This window comes from uncultured Winogradskyella sp. (genome assembly GCF_947501905.1).
Classification (GTDB): Bacteria; Bacteroidota; Bacteroidia; order Flavobacteriales; family Flavobacteriaceae; genus Winogradskyella.
The window spans coordinates 225077-242083 of sequence record NZ_CANMXL010000003.1 but is presented as its reverse complement, the minus strand read 5'-3'; the positions used below and the strand labels follow the sequence as shown (position 1 = coordinate 242083).

18 protein-coding genes are annotated in these 17007 nt (G+C 35.3%); 11 read left to right on the top strand and 7 right to left on the bottom strand.

Annotated features, from left to right (window positions below; all coding sequences use genetic code 11):
- Window positions 1-11: 11 nt before the first annotated feature.
- The 5 genes from Q0770_RS07970 (at window position 12) to Q0770_RS07950 (ending at window position 4566) form a co-directional block, all read left to right on the top strand.
- Complete coding sequence (locus Q0770_RS07970; RefSeq protein WP_299115779.1) at window positions 12-512, top strand: GNAT family N-acetyltransferase; 501 nt, start codon at window positions 12-14, stop codon at window positions 510-512.
- Window positions 509-1843, top strand: coding sequence for an MATE family efflux transporter (locus tag Q0770_RS07965; protein WP_299115778.1), 1335 nt, complete (start codon window positions 509-511; stop codon window positions 1841-1843). Before Q0770_RS07970 ends, Q0770_RS07965 begins: the two co-directional genes overlap by 4 nt.
- 133 nt (window positions 1844-1976) lie before the next feature.
- A complete protein-coding gene (locus Q0770_RS07960; protein ID WP_299115776.1) occupies window positions 1977-2429 on the top strand; it encodes a 6-carboxytetrahydropterin synthase in 453 nt (150 codons plus the stop codon).
- Window positions 2422-3192: a UDP-2,3-diacylglucosamine diphosphatase gene (locus Q0770_RS07955; RefSeq protein WP_299115774.1), complete on the top strand. Its 771-nt coding sequence runs from the start codon at window positions 2422-2424 to the stop codon at window positions 3190-3192. The genes Q0770_RS07960 and Q0770_RS07955 overlap by 8 nt, the downstream gene beginning before the upstream one ends.
- 60 nt (window positions 3193-3252) lie before the next feature.
- Window positions 3253-4566: a sulfatase-like hydrolase/transferase gene (locus Q0770_RS07950; RefSeq protein WP_299115772.1), complete on the top strand. Its 1314-nt coding sequence runs from the start codon at window positions 3253-3255 to the stop codon at window positions 4564-4566.
- A gap of 4 nt (window positions 4567-4570) precedes the next feature.
- Here the strand turns inward: Q0770_RS07950 and Q0770_RS07945 are convergent, their stop codons facing one another.
- Genes Q0770_RS07945 through Q0770_RS07935 form a run of 3 tightly spaced genes read right to left on the bottom strand, consistent with a single transcriptional unit; the run spans window position 4571 to window position 7979 of the window.
- The gene (locus Q0770_RS07945) at window positions 4571-5839 is read right to left on the bottom strand and encodes an MFS transporter (protein WP_299115770.1); all 1269 of its coding nucleotides are present in this window, start codon (window positions 5837-5839) and stop codon (window positions 4571-4573) included.
- A 3-nt stretch (window positions 5840-5842) separates the two neighbouring features.
- Window positions 5843-7534: a single-stranded-DNA-specific exonuclease RecJ gene (gene recJ / locus Q0770_RS07940; protein ID WP_299115768.1), complete on the bottom strand. Its 1692-nt coding sequence runs from the start codon at window positions 7532-7534 to the stop codon at window positions 5843-5845.
- 13 nt (window positions 7535-7547) lie between these two features.
- Window positions 7548-7979 (bottom strand): OsmC family protein, encoded by a 432-nt coding sequence (locus Q0770_RS07935; protein ID WP_299116466.1) that lies wholly within the window; start codon window positions 7977-7979, stop codon window positions 7548-7550.
- 143 nt (window positions 7980-8122) lie between these two features.
- Here Q0770_RS07935 and Q0770_RS07930 point away from each other — a divergent pair, with 143 nt between their 5' ends.
- Window positions 8123-8725 carry a carboxymuconolactone decarboxylase family protein gene (locus Q0770_RS07930; RefSeq protein WP_299115767.1) on the top strand — a complete coding sequence of 201 codons (603 nt, stop codon included), beginning with the start codon at window positions 8123-8125 and terminating at the stop codon, window positions 8723-8725.
- A gap of 81 nt (window positions 8726-8806) precedes the next feature.
- Here Q0770_RS07930 and Q0770_RS07925 read toward each other — a convergent pair whose 3' ends face one another.
- From Q0770_RS07925 to Q0770_RS07910, 4 genes are read right to left on the bottom strand one after another with little or no spacing between them, the layout of a single operon-like run.
- Window positions 8807-9379: a uracil-DNA glycosylase family protein gene (locus Q0770_RS07925; RefSeq protein WP_299115765.1), complete on the bottom strand. Its 573-nt coding sequence runs from the start codon at window positions 9377-9379 to the stop codon at window positions 8807-8809.
- On the bottom strand, window positions 9379-10050 hold the full coding sequence (gene rsmI, locus Q0770_RS07920) for a 16S rRNA (cytidine(1402)-2'-O)-methyltransferase (protein ID WP_299115763.1): 672 nt from the start codon (window positions 10048-10050) through the stop codon (window positions 9379-9381). Before rsmI ends, Q0770_RS07925 begins: the two co-directional genes overlap by 1 nt.
- A gap of 1 nt (window position 10051) precedes the next feature.
- Window positions 10052-10408, bottom strand: coding sequence for a DoxX family protein (locus Q0770_RS07915; protein WP_299115761.1), 357 nt, complete (start codon window positions 10406-10408; stop codon window positions 10052-10054).
- 3 nt (window positions 10409-10411) lie between these two features.
- Window positions 10412-11158, bottom strand: coding sequence for a hypothetical protein (locus tag Q0770_RS07910; protein WP_299115759.1), 747 nt, complete (start codon window positions 11156-11158; stop codon window positions 10412-10414).
- 84 nt (window positions 11159-11242) lie between these two features.
- Here Q0770_RS07910 and Q0770_RS07905 point away from each other — a divergent pair, with 84 nt between their 5' ends.
- The 5 genes from Q0770_RS07905 to Q0770_RS07885 all read left to right on the top strand — a co-directional run bounded on the left by Q0770_RS07905 (window position 11243) and on the right by Q0770_RS07885 (window position 16944).
- Window positions 11243-11890, top strand: coding sequence for a thymidine kinase (locus tag Q0770_RS07905; RefSeq protein ID WP_299115757.1), 648 nt, complete (start codon window positions 11243-11245; stop codon window positions 11888-11890).
- Window positions 11883-12983: an alanine racemase gene (gene alr, locus Q0770_RS07900; protein WP_299115755.1), complete on the top strand. Its 1101-nt coding sequence runs from the start codon at window positions 11883-11885 to the stop codon at window positions 12981-12983. Before Q0770_RS07905 ends, alr begins: the two co-directional genes overlap by 8 nt.
- Window positions 12984-13071: 88 nt before the next feature.
- Complete coding sequence (gene mscL, locus Q0770_RS07895) at window positions 13072-13476, top strand: large conductance mechanosensitive channel protein MscL (protein WP_299115753.1); 405 nt, start codon at window positions 13072-13074, stop codon at window positions 13474-13476.
- A gap of 130 nt (window positions 13477-13606) precedes the next feature.
- On the top strand, window positions 13607-14596 hold the full coding sequence (locus Q0770_RS07890; RefSeq protein WP_299115751.1) for an aspartate-semialdehyde dehydrogenase: 990 nt from the start codon (window positions 13607-13609) through the stop codon (window positions 14594-14596).
- A gap of 179 nt (window positions 14597-14775) precedes the next feature.
- On the top strand, window positions 14776-16944 hold the full coding sequence (locus Q0770_RS07885) for a prolyl oligopeptidase family protein (protein ID WP_299115749.1): 2169 nt from the start codon (window positions 14776-14778) through the stop codon (window positions 16942-16944).
- Window positions 16945-17007 lie beyond the last annotated feature (63 nt).

Below are 17007 nucleotides of genomic sequence, written 5' to 3'. Positions count from 1 at the left end.
AAACATTATTAATGATTCGGAAAGGAACTTTAATGGATATAGAAGTCATTATGGAGATGACTAAAGCATGTGCTAAACATATGATTTCCAATGGCATTTATCAATGGAATGAACATTATCCTAATAAGGACGCTTTTGTAAATGATGTAAAACGAGAGGAACTTTATGTTTTAGAAATAGATAAAAAAATTGCAGGAACCTTAGTTGTTTCAACTTATATGGACAAAGAATATATACCTATAAAGTGGTTAACTCAAAATGAAAATAATATATATATTCATAGATTAGGTGTTCATCCTGACCATCAGAGCAAAGGTTATGCACAAAGCCTTATGGATTATGCGGAGCGTTACGCTATAGATAATAACTATACGTCTATAAGATTAGACACCTTCTCTCAGAACAAGAGAAATCAAAAGTTTTACGAACTTCGTGATTATAAACGCTTGGGCAATATTTATTTTCCTAAGCAAAGTGAATATCCATTTTACTGTTACGAAAAGGTCTTGTGAGTCAAATTATCTCTTTAAAACATATTAATAAACTAGCCATTCCAGCATTAATCTCTGGTGTCTCTGAACCTATCCTTTCATTAACTGATGCTGCGATTATTGGCAATATGTCTTTGAACGCTACTGAATCTTTAGCTGCTGTTGGTATTGTTTCTACATTTTTATCGATGCTTATTTGGGTTTTAGGACAAACGAGAAGTGCAATTTCCTCAATAGTGTCGCAATATTTAGGTGCTGGAAATGTTGATGTAGTTAAAAATTTACCAGCTCAAGCGATATTTATTATAACATCCTTGAGCTTAATTATTATTGCTTGTACTTATCCTTTCGCGTCACAAATTTTCAAGCTCTATAATGCGTCAGATACTATTCTTGACTTTAGTGTAGATTATTATCAAATACGTGTTTGGGGGTTTCCATTCACATTATTTACAATTGCTGTTTTCGGGACTTTTAGAGGGCTTCAAAACACATATTATCCAATGCTTATTGCCATTTCTGGAACGGTGGCAAATATTATATTCGATTTTATTTTAGTCTATGGCATAGCAGACATCATTCCTGCAATGCATATTAAAGGTGCCGCTTATGCAAGTGTCATTGCGCAAATGCTCATGGCGGGTTTGTCTGCATTCTACATTTTGAAAAAGACTGACATCCCATTATTAATTCGTTTCCCTTTTAATGCAGAAATAAAACGATTTGCATTAATGATTCTTAATCTATTTATAAGAACCATTGCCTTAAACGTTGCTTTATACTATGGGACTAGTTTTGCTACATCTTATGGTCCTACTTATATCGCAGCATATACTATTGCTATAAATCTTTGGTTTTTGGGTGCCTTTTTAATTGATGGATATGCAAGTGCGGGTAATATTTTATCCGGGAAATTATTAGGAGCAAAAGATTACAAAAATCTTATAAGTTTAAGTGATAAATTAATAAAATATGGTATTGTAGTTGGTTTAATTATGGCGTCTATTGGAGCTGTATTTTATTATCCTATAGGTCGTATTTTTTCCAGTGATTCTGAGGTGTTAACTGCTTTTTATGATGTGTTTTGGATTGTGCTTCTAATGCAACCCTTATGCGCATTAGCATTTATATTCGATGGTGTTTTTAAGGGTTTAGGAAAGATGAAATACTTAAGAAATCTACTGCTTTTTTCAACATTATTAGTTTTTATTCCTGTTATATATTATACAGACAGTATTGGGCTTAAACTTTATGGTATTTTTATAGCCTTTACCTTGTGGGTAATTGCTAGAGGTATACCATTAATCATAAAATTCAGGAAAACATTTAGACCGCTTGCTCAAAACCCTTAAATTTGACTATATATCGACATTAAATTATAAATATGGATATCTTAAGTTTTTTTAGTGGAAATGGCTTGTTCCTTTTACTAGGGTTAGTGCTTGTTATTGTATATTTTGTAAACAAAAGAAAAGGTCGTAGATAATGAGTAAAATTAGAATCACCAAACAATTTTCTTTTGAAACTGGTCATGCGCTTTACGGTTATGACGGCAAATGTAAAAACGTACATGGGCATAGCTATAGATTAGATGTTACTGTTATCGGTGTCCCTATTTCAGATACATCAAATGTAAAGTTTGGAATGGTTATCGATTTTGGTGACCTCAAAAAAATAGTAAAAGCTGAAATTGTTGATGTTTTTGACCATGCCACTGTGTTTAATAAAAATACACCTCATGTTGAGTTAGCTAAAGAGTTAAAAAACAGAGGCCATAATGTGCTTTTGGTAGATTATCAGCCAACAAGTGAAATGATGGTAATTGACTTTGCCGAAAAAATCAAAAAACATTTACCCTCAAATATTCAACTGCATTCATTAAAACTTCAAGAAACAGCCACATCTTTTGCAGAATGGTTTGCTTCAGATAATGAGTAATAGTCATCACATAGAAATTCCAAAAGGCAAGAAAATCTATTTTGCTTCAGACAATCATTTAGGTGCGCCAACTATGGAAGCTTCTCGTCCTCGAGAACAAAAATTTGTAGCTTGGTTAGATGAAGTTAAGGGAGATGCTGCTGCCATTTTTCTTTTAGGTGATTTATTCGATTTTTGGTTTGAATACAAAACCGTAGTTCCTAAAGGGTTTACAAGAACCTTGGGCAAACTTGCTGAGATTTCAGATTCTGGCATTCCTATTCATTATTTCGTGGGTAATCATGACTTATGGATGAACGGTTACTTTGAAGAAGAATTAGGCATTCCTGTTTATCATAAACCTCAAGAATTTAAACTGGGCAATAAAGATTTTTTTATTGGTCATGGTGATGGTCTTGGTCCTGGGGACAAAGGCTATAAACGCATGAAAAAAATCTTTTTAAGTCCGTTTTTTAAATGGCTATTTCGTTGGGGGCATCCAGATATTGGTATGCGCATTGCTCAATATTTCTCAGTGAAAAACAAACTGATTTCAGGTGATGACGATGCTAAATTTTTAGGTGAAGACAATGAATGGCTTGCCGTTTATAGTCGTAAAAAACTAGAAGAGAAGCACCGTGATTATTTTGTCTTCGGCCATAGACATTTACCTCTTGAAATTCCACTAAATGAAAAATCAAAATACATAAACTTAGGCGATTGGATTCAATATTTTACCTATGGCGAATTTGATGGAGAATCATTTGAGTTGAAAAAATATTAAAGATTTCTTTTAATAATTAAACCTAAATGGTCTTTTAAGGTCTTAATTAAAAATGTATTTATGAAATTTCGCTCAATTACTATTACCACTTTAATATTTATACTCTCAACTACTTGCCAAAATTCAGATGATTCTGATATCACAAATCCATCTCCTCAAACCGAAAAACCAAATATCCTTTTAATCATCGCTGATGATATGGGTTTAGACGCAACGCCTAACTACAACATAGGAAGTGTAAAACCAAATATGCCCAATCTGCAAGCAATGATGAATACTGGAATACGATTTAATAATTTCTGGTCAAATCCAACATGTACACCAACACGAGGTAGTATTATAACGGGTAAGTATGGATTTAGAACTGGTGTTACTGAAGTTGGAGATGTAATGCCACTCTCTGAGGTCTCTTTACAATCGCATTTAGATAATACGAATACTGGCTACAGCCATGCAGTTGTTGGTAAATGGCATTTGGCAAATAATGATGCTAGCCATCCAACAAATATGGGTATAGGATATTATGCAGGTTTATTAAGTGGTGGTGTGCAGTCTTATACTAGTTGGAATTTAACCGAAAATCAACAAACAACTACCTCTTCAGAATATACAACAACAAAATTTACAGACTTAGCTATAAATTGGGTTGATCAACAAACACAGCCTTGGTTTTTATGGCTTGCATATAATGCACCTCACACACCTTTTCATTTACCTCCAAGTAATTTACACAGTCTAGGAAGCTTACCTACTGACCAAGCTAGCATTGATGCTAATCCATTGCCTTACTATATGGCTATGCTTGAAGCTATGGATACAGAGATAGGGAATCTACTTAGTTCTATGAGTCATACGGAAAGAGAAAATACAGTTATAATTTTTATTGGTGATAATGGTACACCAGGTGAAACCGCTCAGGACTATTTAAGCTCAAGAGCAAAAGGCTCTATTTTTAATGGCGGTATTAATGTCCCAATGATTATATCTGGCAAAGATGTTACACGAGTAAATGCAGTTGAAAATGCATTAATCAACTCAACGGACTTATTTGCTACTATTTCTGAATTAGCAGGGAACTCAACACCTGAAATAAATGACAGTAAAAGCTTTAAAGATTTACTCTCTTCAACTAACGCAAATAGGCGAGAGTATATTTATGCAGAAAGAGGGCCAATTGGCGCGCAAGATTATACCGTTAGAAATTCCACTCATAAATATATGTATTTCGATAACGGCAATGAGCGTTTGTTTAATCTTAGCACTGACCCATTTGAAAATACAAATCTATTAAACGTAAATCAATTGCCACTTAGTCAAGATGATAGTGATGCTTTAAATGAGTTAATTGATAGAGTTAATGAAATAAGGAATTAATATTTTATTCTACTTTTTCATGAGCTTCAATATCATTAGTTAAGTCTAACTCTCGAAGTGGCCTATTTCTGAAATTCATTACGGTCACAACAATTAGGGTAACTGTACCACCAAGCATAACAGCTAAAGGCGCTCCAAAAATCCTTGCGGCAATTCCACTTTCTAAAGCTCCCAACTCATTTGATGAGCCTACAAACATTGAGTTTACAGCACCTACTCTACCTCTCATTTCATCAGGCGTTTTAAGCTGCAGAATGGTTTGACGGACAACCATAGAGATACCATCAAAAACACCAGCCATAAATAGCGCAATTACACTTAACCACATTAATTTTGATGCTCCAAAAATTATCATACAAATGCCAAACCCAAAGACTGAAACAAGTAGTTTTTTTCCAGTATTTTTTGTAATTGGGATATAGGTTGTTGCTAGCATTGTAATTATACTTCCTGAAGACAATGCGGCGTTTAATATCCCAAACCCTTTTGGTCCAGCATCTAAAATATCTTTTGCAAATACAGCAAAAATAGCAACTGCCCCTCCAAATAAAACTGAAATCATATCTAAGGTCAAAGCACCGAGAATTACTTTATCATTAAATACAAATTGCAAACCGCTTTTGAGGCTCTCTTTTACTGACTCACCAATTTTTTTGTTGAGTATTGGCTTTCTTTTGATGAAAAAAACTATAAGTAAAGCAACCATAACTAGTAAAAAAATGATTCCTAATGTATAGTTTACTCCTATACCGGCTATTAAAAACCCTCCGATTAAAGCCCCGGTGACCGCAGCCCCTTTCCAAGTACTACTGCTCCATGTAGCGGCGTTTGGGTAGATAGATTTAGGAACCAAAAGTGCCACTAAAGAAAACACTGTTGGACTAAAAAACGCTCGCAATAAACCTCCAAAAAATACTAAACAATAGATTCCTAAAACTATTTGTGATGTTTCCCAAGAGTTTTCAATAGTTTCAGTAGTAAGCCAAAACAATCCAAAACTTATGAGGGAAAACAATACAATTAACAATGCGAAAAGATTTCGTTTTTCTTTTCTATCTACAATATGCCCTGCAAAAGGTGCCATAAAAAAGGCTGGAATAAACTCACAAGCACCAATAATCCCTAGGCTTAATTCATTATTTGTAAGAGAATATACTTGCCATTCTATAACCACAAATTGCATAGACCAAGCAAAAATTAGTGCAAAGCGTACTAACAAAAAAATATTGAATTCTCTAAATCTTAATGCAGCGTATGGATCGTGTTTTGCCAAATTTTATACTTTAATATCTTTCAATTTCAACTGTAGGCTTACATTACCATTCCAATGGTTTTCATCAATGGTATAAGCTGCGTTAAAAGTTTTTCTATCTTTTATCAAGTCTAATTTATCACCAAGGCCAAAACCAATACATACTATCTTCTCATTTGCATTTTGCGTTGCTGTAAATCGTAAATGCTTATCATCTTCACCAACACATTTTCCCCAACCAGTATCTCTAATACCTTGTGTCATAAAAACTGGGGTCATATTTCCTGGGCCAAAAGGTGCAAATTGACTTAAGATTCTATAAAGTTTATTATCTATTTCATTGAGATTAATTTCTGAATCTATTTTTAATTCTGGTGTTAGTAGTTTGGGGTCAATACTTTCCTTTACAACGGCTTCAAACTTTGCTTTAAAGGCTTCGTAATTTTCAGGCAATAATGTTAAACCTGCTGCGTATTTATGTCCTCCAAATTGCTCAATATGCTCTGAACAAGCTTCTAATGCATTATACACGTCAAAGCCTTTTACTGAGCGTGCAGATGCCGCTAACTTATCGCCACTTTTAGTAAATACTAATGTAGGTCTGTAATAGGTTTCGGTTAATCGTGACGCCACAATACCAATCACACCTTTGTGCCAATTTTCGTCATAAACAACAGTTGTAAAACGGTCTTTTTCGTTATTATCTTCAATTTGAATTAAAGCTTCTTCAGTAATTCGTTTATCAGTTTCTCGACGGTCTGTATTGTACTGGTCTATGTCAACTGCATATTCTGCAGCAAGATTAAAATCGGTTTCTGTGAGTAGAGTTACAGCATGATTGCCGTGTTTCATTCGTCCTGCGGCATTAATGCGTGGTGCAATTATAAAAACGACATCTGTTATGGTTAATTCATCCTTTTTAACCTCAGCAATAATGGCCTTCATGCCTGGTCTTGTATTACTATTAATCACCTGCAATCCAAAATAAGCTAATGCCCTATTTTCTCCTATGATAGGTACAATATCAGCACCGATTGCTGTGGCAACTAAATCTAAATATTGGACTAAATCTTCTGGAGTTTGATCATCTTTTTCAGCTAAAGCACAAATTAACTTAAACCCAACGCCACAACCACAAAGTTCTTTAAATGGATAGTTGCAATCGCTTCGTTTTGGGTCTAAGACCGCAACAGCATCTGGGATAGTATTACTTGGCCTGTGATGGTCGCAGATAATAAAATCAATCCCTTTTTCTTTAGCATAAGCTACTTTATCAATAGCCTTAATGCCACAATCAAGCGCAATAATTAACGAGAAGTCATTGTCTTCAGCAAAATCAATTCCTTTATAAGACACCCCATAACCTTCATCATAACGGTCAGGGATGTATGTCGCAACATGTTCTGTTTTTGTTTTTAGGTAAGAAAACATTAAAGCTACAGAAGTTGTGCCATCAACATCATAATCGCCATACACCAAAATATTTTCAGCATTCGCTATAGCTTTTTCAATGCGTTCAACAGCTTTGTCCATATCTTTCATAAGAAATGGGTCGTGCAAATCATCAAAACTTGGTCTAAAAAAAGTCTTTGCAGCGTTATAAGTCTCAATGCCGCGTTGCAATAATAATGTCGCCACAGTTTCATCAACTTGAAGTGACGTCATTAGTGCCTTAACTTTATCAGAATCTGGTTTTGGCTTTATAGTCCAACGCATAGTCTAAAAAGGTCTATCTTTTTGTGGCAATATGAAAATGATTGTTGGTTTCAATTTTAGCAAACTGCCTAAACATTTCCATAACGCCGCAGTATTTATCAATAGATAACTGAACTGCTTTTTCGCACTTTTTCTTATCTAAGTCTGAGCCATAAAAATGGTAACCTACAACTACCGAATGATAATACCTTGGGTGTTCATCGGTTAACTCACCAGAAACTTCAATCTTAAAATCGTCTATTGGCGATTTCATTTTCTCTAAAATTGAAATCACATCCAACGCCGAGCATCCTGCTAATGACGATAACATCATGGCTTTGGGCGATAAGCCAAAACGCTCGTCTTGGCCTTCAATATTAGTATCCATAACTACAGTTTTTCCGCTTGGATTATCCGACTCAAAGGTTAAGCCTCCTTTCCAATGTGTTGTGATTTTATCTGCCATGTTTAAAGTTTCTAAATTATAAGTGTCTAAAGTTAACAAGTTAAAATGGTTTAAAAAGATTAAAGTGTACTAAAGTTTAGTTTGCAACGCAAGTGTACTTTAAGTACTTTAGACATCTCAAACTTTAAGTACTTTTTAAAACTATGGCATTAGTAACTCCGTTATCTCCGGAACACGATTTAGAAACTAAAGAATTGGCAGAATTCTTTAACGAAACTCTTGGGTTTTGTCCAAATTCTGTATTAACCATGCAGCGCAGACCCGCAATAAGTAAAGCATTTATAAACCTTAATAAAGCAGTTATGGCTAACGAGGGTCGTGTAACCTCGGCCTTAAAACGTATGATTGCTTGGGTAAGTAGTAACTCTACCGGTTGCCGTTATTGCCAGGCGCACGCTATTAGAGCTGCTGAACGTTATGGCGCAGAGCAAGAGCAATTAGATAACATTTGGGAATACCGTACACATCCTGCCTTTTCTGAGGCAGAACGCGCTGCACTTGATTTTTCTTTACAAGCGTCAATGGTACCAAACGCAGTTGATGCTGAAATTAAAGAACGTTTATACAAACATTGGGATGAAGGCGAAATCGTAGAAATGCTTGGCGTTATTTCACTGTTTGGATATCTTAACCGTTGGAATGATTCTATGGGAACCAATATTGAAGAAGGTGCTGTTGAAAGTGGAAACCAATACTTAGGTAAACATGGTTTTGAGGTTGGGAAGCATGATGGAAGTAGGTATTAGGCTCTAGACCACTTACTTTGATTCCTATTAATACAAGTCGCTATTAGATATAAATTAAACCTTGCCAGAAATGGTGAGGTTTTATTTTAAAATAGCTTTAACCTTCTCCTGCAACTCTGACACAATCAGCTCCTCAAACCAAGGGTTTTTAGCACGCCAAAATCGATTGGTTGGTGAGGGATGCGGAATCGGGAAATATTTAGGCAAGTAACTTTTGTATTCACCAACGGTTTCGGTTAAAGTCCGTTTAGCTTTATCTTTTAAGTAATATTTCTGAGCATAAGCACCAATTAAAATAATCAATTCTACATTGGGCATTTTATCTAATAGCTGCTCATGCCATTGTGGTGCACATTCTGGTCGAGGTGGTAAATCTCCTGTTTTTCCTTTTCCTGGATAACAAAACCCCATAGGAATAATGGCAAAATTTTCAGTGTTGTAAAATTGAGCATCTGTAACATTAAGCCATTGCCTCAATTTTTTACCGCTTTGGTCATCCCAAGGAATACCAGATTCATGAACTTTAGTACCTGGTGCTTGACCAATAATTATAATTTTAGAATTGATATGCGCTGTTGCTACTGGTCGTGGACCTAGAGGTAAATACGCTTTACAAATGTTACATTGACTGATGTTATGTAGTAACTCTTCCATCATTTCTTTCCGCCAACGATAATCACAATTTCACCCTTTGGTGGTTTATTGGTATAATATTCCAAAACCTCTTTTGCTGTTCCACGAACAGTTTCCTCATAGAGTTTAGTAAGTTCTCTCGATACAGAAACTTGTCGTTCATCGCCAAAATATTCAGTAAAATGCCCTAAAGTTTTGACTAGTTTATGTGGGCTTTCGTAAAAAATCATGGTTCTAGTTTCTTCTGCAAGCAATAATAACCGTGTCTGGCGGCCTTTTTTTACAGGCAAAAAGCCTTCAAATACAAATTTATCGTTTGGCAAACCACTATTGACTAGAGCTGGTACAAAAGCTGTAGCACCTGGCAAACATTCAACCTCAATATTATTTTCTACACAAGCGCGGGTTAATAAAAATCCAGGGTCAGATATGGCTGGTGTACCAGCATCACTAATAATAGCAATTGATAATCCGGATTTTAATTTTTCTACTAAGTGCGTGACCGTTTTATGCTCATTATGCATATGGTGACTTTGCATTTGGGTAGTAATATCAAAGTGTTTTAAGAGTTTTCCCGAAGTACGTGTGTCTTCTGCTAGAATTAAATCAACGTCATTCAGTACCTCAACAGCTCTAAACGTCATATCTTTTAAATTGCCAATCGGCGTAGGTACAAGATAGAGTTTAGACATATTAATCGCGGATATACTTTCCTAAAAAATACGATGGAAACAATGCAATTAAAGCGTATAATGAAAAACCTATAACGCCATGACCCGCATAATGATGTGCTGCAATAGCTAACACTAAGTCAAAAAAGAAACCAGCATAAGCCCATTCAGTGAGCCATTGGCTCTTTCGCCATAAAACCATAATAACACCAAGCACTTTTAAAACCGCAAGCGGGATTACGAAATACGTAGGGTAATTTAATGCTTCAAAATAACCTTCTGCCATCTCGGTATTTCTGAAATACATTTGAGCAGAATAAAGCATAATGCCACAAAGGACAGCAGTGGCCACCCAGTAAATAATTTTTTTGGTCAGCATATTTTAGTTGAATTTACCTTCTACAATCTCAAGAAAACGTTCTTCATATTCCTCTTTTCCTTCCCAGTTATTGTAATCAGGTTTTACTAATTGATGTATAAAGTCTTCCGCTTCTTGTAAAGTTGTGGATGTATTTATTTGAGATATAACACGGTCATAATCTTCATTCTTTCCATCGAACAAATGTTTTATAAACGCAATTTTATCATTAAGACCAATCTGTAATCCACCTGATTTTAGTTTGTCATTTAAGGACTTTACTTTGTTTTCTGCTTCTCGTTTTTGAGCATCTTCAATAGGTTCAAACTCGGGAATATTAGCAAAATCTTGAGTTATAGTTTCAAACTCTACTGTCTTTGTCTGCTGTCCATTAGAACTTGCCTTTGGTGTTTCTTCAACAACCTCATCTTCTTCTGGCATAAAGGCTACCATGTCTTTAATTTTGTTCATCACAGGTTCAATGATGCGCTCGTTTTCACGCTCGTCCATATCCACATAGACCTTGTTTTCAATTTCAATATTATCACTAATCCTATTATTGAATGCCGTATCTAACATCCCAAAAAATGAAGAATCGTTGCCAATTGTTGGAATATCGTCTTCAAAATTTTCTTGCGCAAATTTTAAAACCGTGAGTTTTTCATACAATGCAGCAACCTCTTCGTGCATACGATTGATATCTTCTTTCCCTGTTAATTTTAGAATCCTATGCGCTATGCTAATTAATTCTGATTCTAATTTCTTTTTCATCTTGAAATACTTTTGTTTTTTAATAAATTTGCGTCACCTTTATACAAACGAAAATTAGACACGATTTAGTGCTAAAATTACAAAATGTTTCTCGAAAATACAGTAAATCATAAAGAACAATTTGGCTGGATTGAAGTCATTTGCGGATCTATGTTTTCTGGTAAAACAGAAGAATTGATACGTCGATTAAAGCGTGCGCAATTTGCGCGACAAAAAGTTGAAATATTTAAGCCTTCTGTAGATGTGCGTTATGATGAGGAAAAAGTAATTTCTCATGACTCTAATGAAATACGTTCAACACCTGTTCCTGCAGCTGCCAATATTCCTATTTTGGCAGATGGTTGCGATGTTGTAGGTATTGACGAAGCTCAGTTTTTTGATGACGAAATTGTAAGTGTTTGTAACGATTTAGCTAATAAAGGTATTCGTGTTATAGTTGCTGGCCTTGATATGGATTTTAAAGGCAATCCGTTTGGCCCAATGCCAAATTTAATGGCCACTGCCGAGTACGTCACTAAAGTACATGCAGTATGTACAAAAACTGGGAACTTAGCACAATATAGTTATCGAAAAGCAAAAAGTGATGACCTTGTTTTATTAGGTGAAGTTGACGAATACGAGCCTCTAAGTCGAGCTGCCTACTATAAATGTATGCTTCGTGAAAAAGTACGCCAGATGAAAGTTAAAGACGCGGAAGAGTTGATTACAAAAGACAAAAATTCTGATGCCTAAAGCTCAAGAAACCATCTTAGAAATTCACTTAGATGCGTTGACGCATAACTATAACTATTTAAGATCTAAACTCAAGCCCCAAACTAAATTTCTAGCTGTTGTAAAAGCATTTGCCTACGGAAGCGATTCTGTAGAAATTGCAAAACACCTCGAAACACTTAACGCAGATTATTTTGCGGTAGCCTATACAAGAGAAGGTGTTGCGCTTCGCGATGCAGGCATTATAACTCCAATATTAGTCTTGCATCCGCAGGTTACAAACTTTAAAACTATTATAGAGCGTTGCCTTGAGCCAAGTGTATATAGTCCAAAAATCTTAAGAGAGTTTATAAGAGTTGCCGAAGAAGAAAAGCAAAATGATTATCCTGTCCATATAAAATTTAATACAGGTTTAAACCGCTTAGGCTTTTGGCATAATGATGTTGATTATATCGCAAATCAACTAAAAAACACATCTTCAATTATTGCTAAATCTTTATTTTCTCATTTGGCGGCAAGCGAAGATGAAAATGAATTTACCTTAAGACAAATCAAAGATTTTAAAACCATCGCAGTTGATTTCGAGTCTCAAATGGATTATAGACCATGGTTACATCTTTGTAATACTTCTGGAGTTATTAATTATCCTGAAGCGCATTTTGATATGGTACGCTGCGGGATTGGACTTTATGGTTTTGGAAATTCCGCTACTGAAGACCAAAACTTAAAACCTATAGCAAAATTAAAATCTATTATCTCCCAGATTCATTTAATTGAGAAGGATGAGACTGTAGGTTATAATCGAGCTTATGTTTCTAAAGGGTTCGAAAAAACGGCCACTATTCCTATTGGACACGCCGATGGAATTTCAAGACAATTCGGTAACGAAAAAGGCTTTGTTTTTATCAATGGGCAAAAAGCACCAATCATTGGTAATGTGTGTATGGACATGATTATGGTTAATATCACAAACATTGATTGTAAAGAAGGAGATGAGGTTATCATCTTTGACCAAGACCATAAGGTTTTAAATTTTGCAGAATCCATAGGTACAATATCCTATGAAGTACTTACCGCTGTATCTCAACGCGTAAAGCGCGTGTTTTATCGATAATCTTTTCTTTCAAAAAAATAAATTTTTTACAAATGTTAATTTTTTAACTAAATTGCTATATAAATACTAACTATAAACAACTTTAATTATGCTTAAAGAATTTAAGAATTTTATAATGACTGGAAATGTCATTGATTTTGCAGTTGCTGTTATTATGGCAGGAGCTTTAGGTGCTGTTATCAATGGTTTTGTTTCTAACATTGCTATGCCTTTTGTAGGTTATTTTGCTGGTGGGATGAACTTTGAGGACTTACATATTGCAATGGATGGTAAAGAATACGCAACTCTTGCTGCAGCTAAAGAAGCTGGAGGTGCAGTAATTGCTTATGGTGCTTGGATTAATACAATTGTTAATTTATTGATTGTTGGATTTGTAATGTTCTTAATTGTAAAAGCTTACAATAAAACTAAAGCTCCAGCTGAAGAACCAGCTCCATCAGGGCCATCTGAAATCGATTTATTAACTGAAATCAGAGATTCCTTAAAAAAATAATATAGCTTACCGCTACATTACATATTTTTAACAAAACCGCTTCATTATGTGAAGCGGTTCTTTTTTAGGAAAAAATTTAGGGTTTCAATTGTAGAAATAGCTAATTTTGACCTCATAAATTTCTTATTAGATGAAGATTGCAATTGTTGGTGCTACTGGTCTTGTTGGTAGTGTTATGCTCAAGGTTTTAGAGGAAAGAAACTTTCCTATGGACGAATTATTACTGGTAGCCTCACCAAGATCTGTTGGTAAAGAAATCCCATTTAAAAACAAACTGATTAAAGTCATTGGTATTCCTGAGGCAATTGAGCAAAAGCCCGATATTGCCTTATTTTCTGCTGGCGGAAGTACTTCTATAGAATGGGCACCAAAATTTGCAGAGGTTGGCACAACAGTAATTGATAATTCATCAGCCTGGCGCATGGATATAGATAAGAAGCTTGTGGTACCAGAAATTAATGCAACTCAACTTTCTAAAGAAGATAAAATTATAGCCAATCCAAACTGTTCAACCATACAAATGGTAATGGCTTTAGCGCCTCTTCATAAAAAATATAAGATGAGACGTGTAGTTGTTTCTACATATCAATCCGTTTCTGGTACTGGGGTAAAAGCTGTAGAACAACTAGAAAACGAAATCGCTGGCAAAAAAGGTGAAATGGCTTATCCATATCCTATAGCAAAAAATGCCATTCCGCATTGCGATGTTTTTGAAGAAACCGGTTATACTAAAGAAGAGATGAAATTGGTACGCGAAACACAGAAAATTCTTGACGATAAAACCATAGCCGTAACAGCAACTGCTGTTCGTATTCCCACTGCTGGCGGCCATAGCGAATCTGTAAATATTGAATTTGAAAATGATTTTGATGTCACTGATGTTCGTAAATTATTAAGCGAAACTGATGGTGTTGTTGTGCAAGACAATATCGACGTAAATACATATCCAATGCCAATGTATGCTAACGGAAAAGATGATGTGTTTGTTGGTCGTATACGTCGTGATATGTCACAGCCCAATTCGTTAAATATGTGGATTGTTAGTGATAATCTCAGAAAAGGGGCAGCAACAAATACTGTACAAATTGCAGAGTATTTAGTAGCTAATGGTTTAGTTTAGTAGATAATTATAACCTAGAATATCTCGACTATCGCTCGATATTAGAAATCGGTAGCTGAGCAGTTCGACTCAGCTCACTGACCATGTAGTCGAAGCTAAAAAATTCTTAAAAAAGCATCTTTCGACATCCGATAGGTGCTTTTTTCATTAATTTTAGGAAAATAAACCACCTTGAAATAATGAAAAACATATCTTATGTGCTTGTAGCACTCGTATTTTTTATGTCTTGTAAGAACGAATCCAAACCAAAAAAAATCATTAAAGTAGATTATCCTGAAACTGCAAAAGTAGAACATACTGACACCTATTTTGGTGAAGATGTAAGTGACCCTTATCGTTGGTTAGAAGATGATAGAAGTCCAGAAACTGAAGCATGGGTAAAAACTCAAAACGCAACGACTGGAAGTTTTTTAGACAGCATTCCTTACCGTGAAGAATTAAAAGAACGCCTTTCAAAATTATGGAACTACGAAAAAGTAGGTGCTCCTTTTATAGAAGGTGATTACACATACTTCTATAAAAATGATGGCCTGCAAAATCAATATGTAATATATCGCTACAAAAACGATGCGGACCCAAGTACTGCAGAGGTGTTTTTAGACCCAAATACGTTTAAGGAAGATGGCACCATTTCTCTTGGCGGAACAAGTTTCTCTAAAAATGGTAAAATATTGGCTTATTCGATTTCTGAAGGGGGAAGCGATTGGCGTAAAATTTTAATCATGGATGTGGAATCTAAAAAAATTGTTGAGGACACGCTTGTAGATATCAAATTTAGCGGTATGTCCTGGTACAAAAACGAAGGGTTTTACTATTCAAGCTATGATAAGCCTGTTGGAAAAAGTGAGCTCTCTGCAAAAACAGACCAACACAAAGTATATTATCACAAGCTAGGTACAAAACAATCTGATGATCAATTAATTTATGGTGGTACTCCAGAAGAAAAGCACCGTTACATTTATGGTGGTGTTACTGAAGATGACCGTTACTTAATTGTAACACCTCGTGTTTCTACATCAGGTAATAAACTAATGATTAAAGATTTGACGCAGCCAAATTCAGAATTCATTACCATTTTAGACCATACAAATACTGATTCTAATATTATTGAAAATGTAGGTTCTAAATTATACATTATGACCAATATGGATGCCCCAAACCAACGTATAGTTACAGTTGACGCTAGTAATCCAGCACCAAAAAATTGGATAGATTTTATTCCTGAGACAGAAAACGTGTTGAGTCCATCAACTGGCGGTGGTTATTTCTTTGCAGAATATATGGTAGATGCCGTATCTAAGGTTTTACAATATGACTACGACGGAAAATTGATAAGAGAAGTAAAACTACCTGGTATTGGTTCTGTCGGTGGTTTTGGAGCTAAAAAAGAAGATACAGAATCCTATTACTCTTTTACTAATTATGTCACTCCAGGAAGCATCTATAAATACAATATTAAAGATGGTACTTCAGAATTATTCCGTAAACCTGATATTGATTTCAACCCTGAGGATTATGAAAGTAAGCAAGTGTTTTATACCTCAAAAGATGGCACAAAAGTGCCTATGATAATAACTCACAAAAAAGGGCTTGAGCTTAATGGTAAAAACCCAACAATCCTATATGGGTACGGAGGTTTCAATATTAGTTTAACGCCTAGTTTTAGTATTACAAATGCCGTTTGGATGGAACAAGGTGGTATTTATGCCGTACCTAATCTTCGTGGTGGTGGCGAATACGGAAAAGCATGGCATGATGCAGGAACGCAACTAAAAAAGCAAAACGTATTTGACGATTTTATTGCTGCCGGAGAATATTTAATTGAAAACAACTATACCTCATCAGATTATCTAGCAATAAGTGGAGGGTCTAACGGTGGTTTATTGGTAGGCGCGACTATGACGCAACGCCCAGATTTAATGAAAGTGGCTTTACCTGCTGTTGGCGTTTTAGATATGTTACGCTACCACACATTTACAGCAGGTGCAGGTTGGGCGTACGATTATGGAACTGCTGAAGACAGTAAGGAAATGTTCGATTATTTAAAAGGGTATTCACCAGTACATAACGTTAAAGAGGGTGTTGAATATCCTGCAACACTAGTAACTACTGGAGATCATGACGACCGTGTCGTCCCTGCTCATAGCTTTAAGTTTGCTGCAGAGTTACAAGCCAAACAAACAGGTGATAATCCTACTTTAATACGTATAGAAACTGATGCTGGTCACGGTGCAGGAACACCTGTGAGTAAAATACTCGAAAGAACCGCAGATGTATATGGTTTTACACTATTTAATATGGGCTTTGAAGATTTACCAAGTAAGTCAAAAGAAAAGCTAAAAGACTAAAACAAAAAATTAATAATACATTAAGCCTGCTTAAAATTAAGTAGGCTTTTTTTATGGTATTTT